This is a genomic window from Planobispora rosea, assembly GCF_014648175.1.
Classification (GTDB): Bacteria; Actinomycetota; Actinomycetes; order Streptosporangiales; family Streptosporangiaceae; genus Planobispora; species Planobispora rosea.
In genome coordinates, this window is record NZ_BMQP01000019.1 from 55,825 (window position 1) to 69,780 (window position 13,956).

General features: G+C 72.3%; 12 protein-coding genes. 4 read left to right on the plus strand and 8 right to left on the minus strand.

Annotation, left to right across the window (positions count from 1 at the left end; genetic code table 11):
* Positions 1-53 precede the first annotated feature (53 nt).
* The 6 genes from pdxS to pgsA all read right to left on the minus strand — a co-directional run bounded on the left by pdxS (position 54) and on the right by pgsA (position 5,781).
* A complete protein-coding gene (gene pdxS / locus IEZ08_RS20055; RefSeq protein ID WP_068924238.1) occupies positions 54-968 on the minus strand; it encodes a pyridoxal 5'-phosphate synthase lyase subunit PdxS in 915 nt (304 codons plus the stop codon).
* 217 nt (positions 969-1,185) lie between these two features.
* Complete coding sequence (locus tag IEZ08_RS20060) at positions 1,186-2,202, minus strand: DUF3048 domain-containing protein (RefSeq protein WP_229803320.1); 1,017 nt, start codon at positions 2,200-2,202, stop codon at positions 1,186-1,188.
* Positions 2,203-2,417: 215 nt separating this feature from the next.
* The gene (locus IEZ08_RS20065; RefSeq protein ID WP_068924240.1) at positions 2,418-2,966 is read right to left on the minus strand and encodes a LemA family protein; all 549 of its coding nucleotides are present in this window, start codon (positions 2,964-2,966) and stop codon (positions 2,418-2,420) included.
* A gap of 64 nt (positions 2,967-3,030) precedes the next feature.
* Positions 3,031-4,158 (minus strand): glycosyltransferase family 4 protein, encoded by a 1,128-nt coding sequence (locus IEZ08_RS20070; RefSeq protein WP_068924241.1) that lies wholly within the window; start codon positions 4,156-4,158, stop codon positions 3,031-3,033.
* The gene (locus tag IEZ08_RS20075) at positions 4,155-5,084 is read right to left on the minus strand and encodes a phosphatidylinositol mannoside acyltransferase (protein WP_068924242.1); all 930 of its coding nucleotides are present in this window, start codon (positions 5,082-5,084) and stop codon (positions 4,155-4,157) included. The genes IEZ08_RS20070 and IEZ08_RS20075 overlap by 4 nt, the downstream gene beginning before the upstream one ends.
* A 64-nt stretch (positions 5,085-5,148) precedes the next feature.
* Positions 5,149-5,781 carry a phosphatidylinositol phosphate synthase gene (gene pgsA / locus IEZ08_RS20080; RefSeq protein ID WP_068928909.1) on the minus strand — a complete coding sequence of 211 codons (633 nt, stop codon included), beginning with the start codon at positions 5,779-5,781 and terminating at the stop codon, positions 5,149-5,151.
* Positions 5,782-5,989: 208 nt separating this feature from the next.
* Between pgsA and IEZ08_RS20085 the strand changes: the two genes are divergently transcribed.
* A complete protein-coding gene (locus IEZ08_RS20085; RefSeq protein ID WP_068924243.1) occupies positions 5,990-8,119 on the plus strand; it encodes an elongation factor G-like protein EF-G2 in 2,130 nt (709 codons plus the stop codon).
* A 135-nt stretch (positions 8,120-8,254) separates the two neighbouring features.
* A complete protein-coding gene (locus IEZ08_RS20090) occupies positions 8,255-9,838 on the plus strand; it encodes a glycoside hydrolase family 10-like protein (RefSeq protein WP_189242666.1) in 1,584 nt (527 codons plus the stop codon).
* Here the strand turns inward: IEZ08_RS20090 and IEZ08_RS20095 are convergent.
* Complete coding sequence (locus IEZ08_RS20095) at positions 9,835-10,407, minus strand: TetR/AcrR family transcriptional regulator (protein WP_141704108.1); 573 nt, start codon at positions 10,405-10,407, stop codon at positions 9,835-9,837. The genes IEZ08_RS20090 and IEZ08_RS20095 overlap by 4 nt on opposite strands.
* A gap of 81 nt (positions 10,408-10,488) precedes the next feature.
* Between IEZ08_RS20095 and IEZ08_RS20100 the strand changes: the two genes are divergently transcribed.
* A complete protein-coding gene (locus IEZ08_RS20100) occupies positions 10,489-10,998 on the plus strand; it encodes a hypothetical protein (RefSeq protein ID WP_229803322.1) in 510 nt (169 codons plus the stop codon).
* A 124-nt stretch (positions 10,999-11,122) separates the two neighbouring features.
* The gene (locus IEZ08_RS20105; protein WP_189242667.1) at positions 11,123-13,378 is read left to right on the plus strand and encodes an alkaline phosphatase family protein; all 2,256 of its coding nucleotides are present in this window, start codon (positions 11,123-11,125) and stop codon (positions 13,376-13,378) included.
* Here the strand turns inward: IEZ08_RS20105 and IEZ08_RS20110 are convergent.
* A complete protein-coding gene (locus IEZ08_RS20110) occupies positions 13,321-13,872 on the minus strand; it encodes an HIT family protein (protein ID WP_229803324.1) in 552 nt (183 codons plus the stop codon). The two genes, IEZ08_RS20105 and IEZ08_RS20110, sit on opposite strands and share 58 nt — an antisense overlap.
* Positions 13,873-13,956 lie beyond the last annotated feature (84 nt).

Below are 13,956 nucleotides of genomic sequence, written 5' to 3' on the forward strand. Positions count from 1 at the left end.
TGAAAAAGGCGGCATCCTCGCGGATGCCGCCCTCTCCTGCGGATGCCCGCGTGTCACCAGCCTCGCTCGGCCAGGCGGTGCGGGACGGGGATGTCGTCCACGTTGATGCCGACCATGGCCTCGCCCAGACCGCGGGAGACCTTCGCCACGACGTCCGGGTCGTCGTAGAACGTGGTGGCCTTGACGATCGCGGCGGCGCGCTGGGCGGGGTTGCCGGACTTGAAGATTCCGGAGCCGACGAACACGCCCTCGGCGCCGAGCTGCATCATCATCGCGGCGTCGGCCGGGGTGGCGATGCCGCCCGCGGTGAACAGCACGACCGGCAGCTTGCCGGTCTTGGCGACCTCGGCCACCAGCTCGTACGGCGCCTGCAGCTCCTTGGCCGCGACGTACAGCTCGTCCTCGGGCAGGGAGGAGAGCCGCCGCAGCTCGGCGCGGATGGTGCGCATGTGGGTGACGGCGTTGGAGACGTCGCCGGTGCCGGCCTCGCCCTTGGAGCGGATCATGGCCGCGCCCTCGGTGATGCGGCGCAGCGCCTCGCCCAGGTTGGTCGCGCCGCAGACGAAGGGCACGGTGAACTGCCACTTGTCGATGTGGTTGGCGTAGTCGGCCGGGGTGAGGACCTCGGACTCGTCGATGTAGTCGACGCCCAGCGACTGCAGGACCTGGGCCTCGACGAAGTGGCCGATGCGGGCCTTGGCCATGACCGGGATGGAGACGGCGTTGATGATGCCGTCGATCATGTCGGGGTCGCTCATCCGGGAGACGCCGCCCTGCGCGCGGATGTCGGCGGGGACCCGCTCCAGGGCCATGACCGCGACGGCGCCCGCGTCTTCGGCGATCTTGGCCTGCTCCGGGGTGACGACGTCCATGATGACGCCGCCCTTGAGCATCTCTGCCATACCGCGCTTCACCCGGGCGGTTCCGGTGACGGCGGTCTCGGTGACTTCGGGCGTGCTGCTGGACACGGTCTCTACCTCACGACGGCTGGTTGCTGCGGATCACAGGCCCGGAAAGGACCATCACACCTTCATCGTAGGCGGTTCAGCGGACAGCCCCTTACACTCCACCTTGTCGCCAAGGGCCGTCGTTGTTGGACACTGTGTACGGGGCCGTGCGGTCCAGGGGGGCGAGCCTACGGCACAGGGGGTCGGCTGTACGGCGCAGGGGCCGTACGGCGCGCCTTCAGGGGGTGACGGGCTTGGGCGCGGCCAGCACGACCCAGACCTGACCCGGGGCGAAGTTCATCGGCTCCCCGGACTCGGTGGTGAAGACGGTGCCCTCCTTCTCGCTCGCCCGCGACCACCTGGCCTTGAACGCCATGCCATCGCGGAGCACGACCGCCCGCCCCTTGCCGACGGTGTGCACCAGCGGCGTGTAGCTCTGGTTCTTGTCGTGGAACTCCGAGCGCACGGTCCTGGCGTACTGCACGACGATCGTGGGGGCGGCGAGCTGGCCGCCCTCGGCGGCCATGTTCTTCTTCCCGTCCTGCCAGATCAGCCACTTGCCGGCCTTCTCCGACCAGCCGAAGGCGAAGCGGGCCGCCGGGTACCTCACGTTGAAGAGCTTCCTGGGCGTCCCGCCCTCGGCGGGGGCCTCCCCGAAGGTGAAGCCGACGTCCCTGGCCCTGCTCGCCTTGGGGGCCCCGGCCAGCAACCGCTTGGTGTCGGCGAACAGGTTGTAGGGGGCGTAGCGGCCGGGCTGGCGGAAGTAGGCCCCGGCGGCGCGGCTGTCGGACACGTCGAACAGCGGGGCGGCGGCGATGTGCGGGAGCATCTTGGTCTGCGCGCCGGAGTAGGCGAAGGCGGGCTTGCCGAACTGCGGGAGGATGCGCAGGTCGGTGATGCGGGCGCTGCGGACCGGGCCGATCTTGGCGGGGATCTTCGAGGAGAAGACGGCGATCAGGCGGGTCAGGCCGGCCTCGACCTGCGTGACGTAGACGATGTCCGCGCTCTTGAGACCGAGCTGGGGCTTGCCTGCGGAGGTGTTCTCGATCTTCACCGCGAGCACCGGCCTGCGGGCCGCGCCGGGCAGTCCGGTGAAGGGATGCGTCGGCTCGGGGGTGGGGGTCGGGGTGGCGGACGTCCCGGTGGCCGCCTGCGGCGCCCTGCCCGGAGCGGGCTCGTCGGACGAGCAGGCGGCGGCCGGCACCAGGACCGCCGCTCCGGCCAGTGTGACGGCGATCATCCGAGGCACCCGCACGGCTCATCTCCTCAAATCGGGCCTTAAATCCCCAAGAGCTTACCCGTGGTGGACATGTCAGATAATCGGCTTCCGGCACACCGGGCGCCTGCATATCGGACGTCCGTACGGCGGCGTTCCGTTCCCCCGTCCGGCGGGTTTCCCCTCGCCCGCGGCCCCCGCCCCCGTCGCCCACCCGCCCGGCTCCCGCCCGCGTCGCCCACCCGCTCCGCGCCCTACTGCGCGCCGCCCGCGGCCAGCGCCTGCGGCGGGTCGTCGTCGATCTCGAAGAAATCCGGGTACGGCGTGTGCCCGGCCAGCCGGAGCGTGCGGGCCAGCCAGCGGCGCTGCGCGGCCCGCGTGACGCCGACCGCGTTGTTGTAGAAGCGGCGGGCGTAGACCACCTTGGTCACCGCCGCGTCGAGCTCCTCCAGCAGTTCCGGGCCCGCCTCGGTCTCGGCCAGCTTCTCCCGGAAACGGTCCTGGTCGAGCACCGCCCGGAGGGTACGCGACAGGTCGCTCTCGGCGTGCTCGCGCTCCTCGGAACCCGCCGTCCTGGCCTCGTGGGCGCCCGCGGCCAGCACCAGGCTCGTCGCCGGGTCCAGGATGCGGGAGGCGGCCAGCTCCAGGCAGACGGCGGCCCGCCGTACCAGGGCCGCGTCCAGGGACTCCCGGGCCAGCTCCAGCCGGATGTGCAGCCGGTCCAGCCGGCCCGCCCGCCAGGAGACGTAGACCGCGGTGAGCACCACGATCGCGCCCACCACCAGGATCAGCGTGGTGCTCACGCAGCCTCCTCCGTCGGCCGCGTTCGCAATGCTGCCGCGCCCATGGCTCGCTCGCTCCGCTCGCTCACGGCCGGTCGTCCTCCTCGACCCCGCCCACGCTCGCCACGGTCTCGTAGACGCGCACGACGTCGCGGGCGACGGTGGACCAGTCGTACTTCCACACGGCGGTACGGGCCTCGTCGGAGAGCTTGGCCCGGCGGGCGGGATCGTCCAGCAGCGCCGCCGCCGCGTCGGCGAGCGACCGCGCGTTGCCCGTCTCGAACAACGCCCCGGCCTGACCGTCGTCGAGGACCCTGCGGAAAGCCGGGATGTCGCTGGCCAGGATCGCCGCCCCCGCGGACATCGCCTCGGTGAGCACGATGCCGAAGCTCTCCCCGCCCAGGTTCGGCGCGCAGAAGACGTCGACCGAGTGGTAGGCGCGGACCTTGTCCTCCTCGCTGACCATGCCGAGCATGCCCACCCGGTCGTGGAACTCCGCAGGGACCTTCTCCAGCACCTCCCCCGCGTCACCCGGGCCGGCGATCAGCAACCGCAGGCCCGGCCGGACCGGCGCCAGCAGCGAGAAGGCCTCCAGCAGCACCGGCAGGCCCTTGCGCGGCTCGTCCATCCGGCCGAGGAAGCCGATCACCTCGCCGTCGTCCCAGCCGGGCAGCGGCTCGGCCTCGGCGTAACGGCTCACCGTCACCCCGTTCGGGATCAGCACGGCGTCCCCGCCCATGTGCTCGACGAGGGTCTTGCGTGCGGCGTCCGACACCGCGATCCGGCCCGTGATCTTCTCCACCACGCTCTGCAGGACCGGCGCCGAGACCGACAACGCCCGCGAACGCTGGTAGGACGCGTGGAAGGTCGCCACGATCGGCCCCTTCGCCGCCCAGCAGGCCAGAACCCCCAGACTCGGCACGAACGGCTCGTGCACGTGCAGCACGTCGAAGCGGCCCTCCCGGATCCAGCGGCGCACCCGGTTGGCCGAGAGGAAGCCGAACGCCAGCCGCGCGACCGACCCGTTGTAGGGGACGGGCACCGCGCGTCCCGCCGGCGTCACGTAGGAGGGCAACGGCGCGTCGTCGGCCGCGGGGGCGATCACCTCGACCTGGTGGCCGTCCTCGATGAGAGCCTCGGCCAGATCGCGGATGTGCGCCTGCACGCCGCCCGGCACATCCCAGGTGTACGGGCAGACGATGCCGACTCTCATCGCTCCCTCACAGGACGGGGCTCCAGGTCCTCCAGCCAGAGGCGCTGGAGCATGTGCCAGTCCTCGGGGTGCTCGGTGATGCCCTTCTCGAAGGCGACGGCCAGGCTCTGCATGGCGGCGGCCGTCCTCTCCTGGCGGGTGCCCTCCGCGGGGACCTCGATCTCCTCGGCGATGTCCAGACCCCAGTCGCGGCCCTTGAAGTACGGCAGCGCCGGCAGCAGCGCCGCGCCGGTGTGCACCGCCAGCAGCCCCGGCCCCGCCGGCATCCGGGTCGCGGCGCCGAAGAACTGGACCTCGATCCCCTTGGCGGTCAGATCGCGCTCGGCGGGCAGGCAGACCGCCCGGCCGGCCCGCAGCCGCTGGGCCAGCGTGCCGAAGGTGCTGCCCTCACCGCCGGTCAGCGGCAGCACCTCCATCCCCAGCCCCTCGCGGAAGGCGGTGTAGCGGCGGAACAACGACTCGGGCCGGAGGCGTTCGGCGACCGTCGTGAACGGCATCCCCGAGGCGCCGATGAGCCAGGCGCCCGCCGCGTCCCAGTTGCCCATGTGCGGCAGGGCCAGCACCACGCCCCGCCCCTTCTCCAGGTTCTCCATGATCCGCTCCGCGCCGGTGAGGTGGGTGCGCGCGACGACCTCCTCCCGCGGGATGGAGGGAAGCCGGAAGACCTCGTGGAAGTAGCGGAAGTAGGAGCGCATTCCCGCGCGGCTCAGCTCCCGGATCACCGGATCGTCGGGCGAGGTGCCCTTGACCCGGGCCAGGTTGGCCTCCAGCCGGAGCACCGACTTGCCCCGGCGTTTCCACAACCGGTCGGCGGCGGCGTCGAAGCCCCGGGTGGCGAGGCGCTCGGGAAGGCGGGGCACGGCCGCCCAGCCGATCCCGAACCCGGCCGCGACGAGGCGGTCCTGCAGGGACGGCTTGTCGGTCATGGGCCCTCCTCCGTCGGCCACTGGCCCAAGGTGCTGTACATGCCGACGACCTCGGCAAGCTCGGTCATGACTCTCCCGGTCGGCGAAGGGTCCCGGGCGGGGCTGCGGCGGCCTGGCGGTAGACGTGCAGCAGGCGCTGGCCGACCGTGACCGTGCTGGCGACGGCCAGCAGCCAGAGCCCGGCGGGCAGGATGTACGGGACGCCGAGACCGGACAGGCCGGCCGCGACCAGGCCCACCACCAACCGCTCGGGCCGCTCGGCCAGGCCGACGTCACAGGTCAGGCCCAGCCCCTCGGCCCTGGCCTTGACGTAGGACACCATCGCCCCCGCGACGAGACAGAACAGCGCGACCCCGGCCAGAACCCGCTCTTCACTCACGATAAACCAGAGCACGAGACCCGAGAAGATCGCGGCGTCGCCCACCCGGTCGAGCGCCGAGTCGAGGAAGGCGCCCCAGGTGCTCCCCGGTCCGGTCATCCTGGCCATGACCCCGTCCAGGAGATCCGCCAGCACGAAGAAGGTGATCACCATCGTGCCCGCGAACAGCTGCCCCCGGGGATAGAAGAACAGGGCGGCGGCGACGGTGCCGAGCGTGCCGGCCGCCGTGACCGCGTCGGGCCCGATCCCCCGGTTGACCAGCGCTCTGCCCAGGGGGGTAAGGATCCGGGTGACGGCGGGGCGCAGAAGTTTCAACATCGCGCTCTGATCGTAGGCCACCCCGTCCCCCGGTGCGCGCACAGCGCCCCGGGAGCGTATCGCGCGCGCCCCCTTGTGATATTCGCCACATGGGTATTTGGTGAACACACCGCGTCCTTGCGGTGTCCGGACGCGGTAGCGGACCCTTCAGGAGCGGCCGCACGACCGCTCCTTTTCGGCCCGTTTCGGCGACGACGCGGGAGGCGACATGGCGGAGAGAGCAACCGGCACAGCGGGAGCCGCGGGCAGGGCACCCATGGCCGACCGGCCGGACATGGTGCGCAACGTGGTGCTGGTCGGCCATTCGGGAGCGGGCAAGACGACCCTGGTGGAGTCGCTGCTGGCGGCGACCAAGACGATCCAGCGGCACGGCAGGATCGAGGACGGCACCACGGTCAGCGACTTCGACGAGGTCGAGATCAGGCAGCAGCGCTCGGTGAACCTCACCGTGGCGCCGATCGTCTACAACGACATCAAGATCAACCTGCTGGACACCCCCGGCTACGCCGACTTCGTCGGCGACCTGCGCGCGGGCCTGCGCGCGGCCGACGCCGCGCTGTTCGTCGTCTCGGCGGCCGACGGCGTGGACGGCCTGACCCGGATCCTGTGGGAGGAGTGCGCGGCGGTCGGCATGCCCCGCGCCGTCGTGATCACCAAGATCGACCATCAGCGGGCCGACTTCGACGAGGTGCTCGCCACCTGCCAGGACGCCTTCGGCGAGGGCGTGGCCCCGCTCTACCTCCCGGTGATCACCAACGGCAAGGTGAACGGCCTGATCGGGCTGCTGTCCCGGAAGTTCTACAACTACGCCACCGGCGCCCGCGGCGAGCACGCCCCCGGCCCCGACCACGAGGCCCGGATCGACGAGTACCGCGACACCCTGATCGAGGGCATCATCCAGGAGAGCGAGGACGAGTCCCTGATGGACCGCTACCTCGCCGGCGAGGAGATCGCCACCAAGGTCCTCATCGACGACCTGGAGAAGGCCGTCGCGCGGGGCGGCTTCTACCCGGTACTGGCCGCCGGGGGCGGCGTGGGCGCCGAGGAGATCCTGGAGATCGTCACCCAGGGGTTCCCCTCCCCCCTCGAACACCCGATGCCGGAGATCACCACCATCGACGGCAAGCCCGTGACCGGCATCGCCTGCGATCCCGACGGCCCGCTCGTGGCCGAGGTCGTCAAGACCACCAGCGACCCCTACGTGGGACGGATCAGCCTGGTGCGGGTGTTCTCCGGGACGTTGCGCCCGGACATGACCGTGCACGTCTCCGGGCACGGCCTGGCCGACCGCGGGCACGAGGACCACGACGTGGACGAGCGCATCGGCGCGCTCTCCTCCCCGCTCGGCAAGCTGCAGCGGCCCGCGGCCAAGTGCGTGGCCGGAGACATCGTCGCCGTGGCCAAGCTGTCCCGCGCGGAGACCGGGGACACGCTCTCCGACAAGGACCGGCCGCTGCTGATGACCGCCTGGACGATGCCCGACCCGCTCCTGCCGGTCGCGGTCCAGGCGCGGTCCAAGGCCGACGACGACAAGCTCGGCCAGGCGCTGGGCCGCCTCGTCGCCGAGGACCCCACGCTCCGGCTGGAGAACAACCCCGAGACCAAGCAGCTGGTGCTGTGGTGCATGGGCGAGGCCCACGCCGACGTGCTGCTGGACCGGCTGAGCAAGCGGCACGGCGTCGAGGTGGAGAAGGTCGACCTGCGGGTGCCGCTGCGGGAGACCTTCGGCGGCAAATGCCAGGCCATGGGCCGCAACGTCAAGCAGACGGGCGGTCACGGCCAGTACGCCATCTGCCATCTGGAGATCGAGCCCCTGCCCTCCGGCGGGGGTTTCGAGTTCGTGGACAAGATCGTCGGCGGTGTGGTGCCGCGCCAGTTCATCCCGTCGGTGGAGAAGGGCGTACGGACCCAGATGGGACGCGGCGTGGTCGCCGGGTACCCGGTGGTCGACGTCCGCGTGACGCTCTACGACGGCAAGGCCCACTCGGTCGACTCCTCCGACATGGCCTTCCAGATCGCCGGGGCGCTCGCCCTGAAGGAGGCCGCCGCCAAGGTCCCGACGCTGCTGCTGGAGCCGGTCGACGAGGTGGCGGTGCTGATCCCCGACGACTACGTCGGCGCGGTGATGTCCGACCTGTCCTCGCGCCGGGGCCGGGTCCTGGGCACCGAGCCGGTCGGCGTCGGCCGCACCCTGGTCCGGGCCGAGGTGCCCGAACTGGAGATCACCCGCTACGCCATCGACCTGCGGTCGATGTCCCAGGGAACGGGGACCTTCCAGCGCACCTTCCTGCGCTACGAACCGCTCCCCCCGCACCTGGTCGACAAGGTCACCGCCTGACCCCCGGACGGGAGGCGCGGACCGGGGCCCCGCGCCTCCCGTCGGCCACATTCGTCACATAAGTCACATATACATCACAAAACGATTTCGTTCTTTCGGCCAAAGCATTCCCAACCCGATGCCACACTGTGGTCCATGCGCACCGGACGCCCCCTGCTCGCAGCCGCCGCCCTCGCCGTCCTCACCGCCGGTACCGCGTACGTCTTCGGACCGGACGCCGGAACCGCCGCCCCCTCCGCGGGCGGGACCGTGCCCGAGGCCCCCGAGGCCGTCGCCGCCGCGTCGTCGTGCCCGGTGGACGCGCGATTCCCCAAGCGGCAGCTCCGCGGGGTCTGGATCGCCACGGTGAACAACATCGACTGGCCGACCCGGACCGGCCTGTCGCCCTCCGCCCAGCAGGCCGAGTACGTCAAGCTCCTCGACGATGCGGCCGAGCGCCGCCTCAACGCCGTCTTCGTCCAGGTCCGCCCGGCCTCCGACGCCTTCTACCGGTCGTCGCTGGAGCCGTGGTCGAGGTTCCTGACCGGTACGGCGGGCAAGGACCCCGGCTGGGACCCGCTGCCCTTCCTCATCGCCGAGGCCCGCAAGCGCGGCATGGAGTTCCACGCCTGGTTCAACCCCTACCGCGCGGCCTACGACACCGACCGGAGCAAGCTGCCGGCCTCCCACCCGGCCCGCGTCCGCCCGGACTGGGTCGTCAAGTACGGGGACCGGCTCTACTACAACCCGGGCCTGCCCGAGGTCCGCGACCACGTCACCAAGGTCATCACGGACGTGGTGCGGCGCTACGACGTCGACGGCGTGCACTTCGACGACTACTTCTACCCCTACCCCGGCGGCGGCGGGACGTTCCGCGACGGCGCCGCCTTCGCCCGGTACGGCGGCGGCATGAAGCTGGCCGACTGGCGCCGCGCCAACGTCAACAAGCTCGTCGCCCAGGTCGACCGGGCGGTGCACACGACCAAGAAGCACGTGAAGTTCGGCATCAGCCCGTTCGGCATCTGGCGCAACGCCTCCAACGACCCCAGCGGGTCGGCGACCCGGGGCATGTCCGCCTACGACGCCATCTACGCCGACTCCCGCCACTGGATCCGTTCGGGCACGGTCGACTACGTCATGCCGCAGCTCTACTGGCCGCGCGGCTTCCAGATCGCCGACTACGACGTGCTGGCGCCGTGGTGGGCCAAGGAGGTCAGGGGCACCGACGTCCACCTGTACATCGGCCAGGCCCTGTACCGCGTCGGGGCCACCGACACCCCCGCCTGGCGCAGGCCCGGGGAGCTCCCCTCCCATCTGACCCGCAACCGCAAGTACCCCGAGATCCGCGGCGACGTCTACTTCAGCGCCAAGCAGGTCTCCTCCAACCCGCTCCGCGTGATGGACCGGATCACCGCCGACCACTACGCCCGCCCGGCGCTGCGCCCCCTGATGAAGGGCCTCGGCGGCAAGGCTCCGGACCGGCCGCGCGACGTCAGGGTCGAGGGCGCGAAGCTCTCCTGGAAGTCCTCCCCCGGCGCCGCCTCCTACGCGGTCTACCGGGTCACCTCCGGCGGCACCGGCGCGTGCGCCGTCGCCGACGCCCGCAACCTGGTCGCGATCGTCCCCGCCGCCGGCGGCGCCCGCCAGACCTTCGCCATGCGGGGTACGGGGACCTACCTGGTCTCCGCCCTGGACCGCCTGCACCACGAGAGCCCCGCCACCCGGGCCGCGCTCCCCTAGGAAGGGCCGGACCCGGGCCGGCGGTCGAGCAGCAGGTCGGCGGCGCGGGTGAGGACCTGGGCCCGGGTACGGTCGCCGTGGTCGGCGGCGAGGAAGTGCTCGCCGATCGCCACACAGAAGGCCAGCAGGCTGCGGGCCTCGACCTCGTCGGCGTCGGAGCAGAAGGTGCCGATCATCTCACGCAGCAGCGCCATGCGCCGGTTGTCCACTCTCCGCAGGCGTTCGGCGACCGCTTCGTCGCGCCGGGCCCAGTCCCGGACGGCCAGGTCGATCGGGAGCAGGCGATCGCCGGAGAACGTCAGCACGCCCGCGCGCTGGATCTTGGTCTTCGCGTCGCCGCCCTCGCGCTCGACACGGTCGATCACCTCGTCGGTGCTCTCCCGCTCCCAGGTGTCCAGCATCGCCTCCAGCAGCGCGTCACGGTCGGCGAAGAACCCGTAGAACCCGCCTTTCGTGACGCCGAGCCGCTTCGCCAGCGCCTCGACGCGGACGGCGTCCGGGCCGCCGGTGGCCAGCGCCCGCAGCCCTTCCTCGATCCATCTGTCGCGCGGTGTGCGGGTCGTCGGCACCACATGTCCTCTCTTTATACGCCATCGTATATACGATGGCGTATAAATGGGTTAGCCTGCGTTTTATACGGCATCGTATACATGGATGGAGACGATGAGATGGACTTCGGCCCGGTCGACGGCGTCGTGGGAACGCGCGACGTCCCCGATTCCGTCCGCGCCCTCAGCTCGTTGCCCCGCATCGACTACGCCGACCGCTTCACCCTCCTGTCCACCGACGCGGACGCGTCACCGGAGCGGTGGGCGCGGGCGATGTTCGGCGACGTCCCCAGCGCCGGGGAGCTGCTGATCTGGCGGGGTTTCCTCGGTCTCCGGCTCAGCCCGGGGCGGTCGCCCGCCACCGTGGCCGGATGGCGGATCGACGGCCGCGGCGACGACTGGATCCGGCTCGGGGCGGCGTCCTGGTTCCTGACCGCCGACCTCCTGGTGCAGACAGCCGGCGGCCGGGTCTCGCTGACGACCTTCCTGCACTACGCCCGGTTCCCGGGCCACGTCGTGTGGCCCCCGCTGGCCGCCGTCCACCGCCGGCTGGCGCCCGCGGTGCTCCGCGCCGCCGCGACCCGGCTGGCGGCCCGCCCCGCCCCGGCCTGATCACCCGCCTCCGAGCCCGGCGCCCGCCGCCGGCACCACCCCGTGATGCGCCGTTCGCTGGACCCGGGGCCCTGTCTTCCCCTACGGTGCCAGCATTCGGAACCGGGGGCAGGGAGGACATTCGGTGAGGCGGACGCTGGTCGCGTTTGCGTTGCTTCTGAGCGCGGTGTGGCCGGGGGCCGCACAGGCGGCCACGGTCCCCGGCGCCGCACAGGCGTCCGCGGATCCCGGCGGCGCGCGGGTCTCCGGCTCCCCCGGCGCGGCGGAAACCCGCGCGGCGGAGAAACGGGTGGCCCTGATCGGGATCCCCGGCCTGCTCTGGAGCGACCTGGGGCCCGGGACCACACCCAACCTCTGGCGGCTGGCCGGGGAGAGCGCCCTCGGCTCGTTGTCGGTCCGCACCGTCGGCCGGGTGACCTGCCCCTACGACGGGTGGCTGACGGTGTCGGCCGGGATCAGGTCCGCCGCCGGGTACGGCTGCGGCCTGCCGCCGGTGCCCGAGGCCCGGCCCGGCGGGGACGGCGCGGTCATCCCCGACTACGACTACCTGCACCGGGTCGCCGGCCAGCGGAACGCCGGCCTGCTCGGCGAGGCCGTACACGCCGCCGGCGGATGCACGCTCGCCGTCGGCCCGGGAGCCGCGCTGGCCCTGGCCGACCGGACCGGGCGGGTGGACCGCTACGCCGCCTCCCCCGCGCAGCTCCAGGCGGACGCGCTGACCGCGTGCCGGGTGCTCGCGTTCGACATCGACGACCTCATCCGGCCCTACCTGGCGGCCGACGACCGGCTCCCCAAGGTCGAGGACGCGCTCCCCGCGCCCGAGCGGCAGGCCGCGCTGCGGCTGGCCGACGCCGAGGCCGGGACGGTGCTCGGCATGCTCCCCGAGGGCACCACCGTGCTCCTTGCGGGCCTGTCCGACCACGGATCGCAGCCGCACCTGCGGGTGGCCATGATGCGCTCGGGCCCCGGCGACCGGGACCGGTTCCTCGGCGCGGTCTCCACCCGCCGCGAGGACGTCACGATCCTGCCGGACATCACGGCCACCGTGCTGTCCGTGATCGGCGTCCCGGAGCCGCACTCGGTGGTCGGGACGTCCTGGCGGGCGAGCGAGAGCCGTACCGGCGGGGTCGAGCGGGCCCGGACCGGGCTGGAGCGCGCCGACGTCGCCGGCCAGACGATCCGGGAGATCGGCGGCGCGTTCTTCATCAGCATCGCGGTGCTCCAGGTCGCCTTCTACCTCGTCGCGTTCCTGCTGCTGCGGCGGGGGCGCGGGCTGGGCCTGGTGCGCGTGGCCGCGGTCGCCCTCGCCTCCCTGCCGGTCTCGACCTACCTGGTCAACCTCGTCGGCTGGCGGCACGCCGGCACACCCCTGTTCGCCCTGGGCGGCGGGATCGTCGGGTGCGCGCTGCTGCTGGCGGCGGCCGCTCTGACGCTGCCGTGGGCCTGGGCGCGGCTGCGCCGGTCTCCCGCCGGGGACGCGCGTGGCTTCCCGAGCCCGCTCGGGCCGCTCGCGGTCGTGGCGGCGGTCACCGCGGCGGTGCTCGCCGGGGACCTGCTGACCGGGACGTCCCTGCAGCTCAACAGCGTGATGGGATACACGGCGGTGGTGGGCGCACGCTACTACGGCCTGGGCAACATCCCGTTCGCCCTGTTCGCCACCTCGGTCCTGCTGCTGGCCTCGGTCATCGCCCACCGGCTGATACGGCGGGGCCGCAGGGTCGCGGCGGTCGCCGTCGTGGCGGTGCTCGGCGGCTCGGCGATGATCCTCGGCGGCTGGCCGGGGGTGGGCAGCGACTTCGGCGGAGTGATCGCGTTCGTGCCGGGCATCGCGGTGACCGCGATGCTGCTGGCGGGGCGCAGGGTCTCGGCGGTCAAGCTGGGCGCGCTCGTGGCGGCGGGCGGCGTCACCGTGATGGCGATCGCCTATCTCGACTACCTGCGCCCGCCCGGCTCCCAGACCCACCTGGGCCGGTTCGTCGGCCAGATATCCAGCGGCGAGGCGGTGGAGGTGATCGCCCGCAAGCTCTCGGCGATGCTGGGCACGCTGCTCAACCCCACCCTGATGCCGATCGTGATCGCGGCGGTCGCGTTCCTCGTCTACGCGCTGATGCGGCCGGAGGCGGCCAGCGCCGGGGCGCTGCCCGCCGCGTTCGGGCACTCCCCCGCGCTGCGGGCCGGGCTGATCGGCACCCTCGTCAGCGGCGTGGTCGGGATGCTGGTCAACGACTCGGGGGCGGCCGTGCTGTCCATGGCCCTGGCGCTGGCCGTGCCGCTGACGTTGTCGGTGGGCGTCGCGGTCCTGCGCGACCCCGAGGCGGCGGCCTACATCCCGGAGGGCCAGCAGCCGGCGAGCAGCGACCTGGTGTCGCGCAGCAGCTGAGGCAGCACCCGGGTCTGGCCGACCACCGGCATGAAGTTGGTGTCGCCGCCCCACCGGGGCACCACGTGCTGGTGCAGGTGGGCGGCGATGCCGGCGCCCGCCACGGTGCCGAGGTTCATGCCCACGTTGAAACCGTGCGCGCCGCTGGCCTTGCGCAGGGCGGTCAGCCCGCGCTGGGTGAAGGCGGCCAGTTCGGCGGTCTCGGCGGCGTCCAGGTCGGTGTAGTCCGGGACGTGCCGGTAGGGGCAGATGAGCAGGTGACCCGAGTTGTAGGGGTAGAGGTTGAGGACGGCGTAGACCCGCTCGCCCCGGGCGACGACCAGGCCGTCCTCGTCGCTCAGCTTCGGGATGTCGCAGAACGGGCATCCGTCCTCCGGTCCCGAGCCGGTCGGCTTGTTCTCTCCCTTGATGTAGGCCATCCGGTGCGGGGTCCAGAGCCTCTCGAACGCGTCCGGCGTTCCCGTCCCGTCCTGCGCCTGCGGCTCGTCGCTCATGGCGGTCAGCATATTGCCAGGCAGATCCGTGCGTTCCGGCGGCTCCCGATCGGGGTGCTCCCTCCCCTGTGCAGCGGACGAATA

Excerpts from the sequence above, each read along its gene's own strand:
- IEZ08_RS20070 (WP_068924241.1), bottom strand. The coding sequence starts at position 4,158 with ATGAGAGTCGGCATCGTCTGCCCGTACACCTGGGATGTGCCGGGCGGC.
- IEZ08_RS20075 (WP_068924242.1), bottom strand. The coding sequence starts at position 5,084 with ATGACCGACAAGCCGTCCCTGCAGGACCGCCTCGTCGCGGCCGGGTTC.
- pgsA (WP_068928909.1), bottom strand. The coding sequence starts at position 5,781 with ATGTTGAAACTTCTGCGCCCCGCCGTCACCCGGATCCTTACCCCCCTG.
- IEZ08_RS20085 (WP_068924243.1), top strand. The coding sequence starts at position 5,990 with ATGGCGGAGAGAGCAACCGGCACAGCGGGAGCCGCGGGCAGGGCACCC.
- IEZ08_RS20090 (WP_189242666.1), top strand. The coding sequence starts at position 8,255 with ATGCGCACCGGACGCCCCCTGCTCGCAGCCGCCGCCCTCGCCGTCCTC.
- IEZ08_RS20100 (WP_229803322.1), top strand. The coding sequence starts at position 10,489 with ATGGATGGAGACGATGAGATGGACTTCGGCCCGGTCGACGGCGTCGTG.
- IEZ08_RS20110 (WP_229803324.1), bottom strand. The coding sequence starts at position 13,872 with ATGAGCGACGAGCCGCAGGCGCAGGACGGGACGGGAACGCCGGACGCG.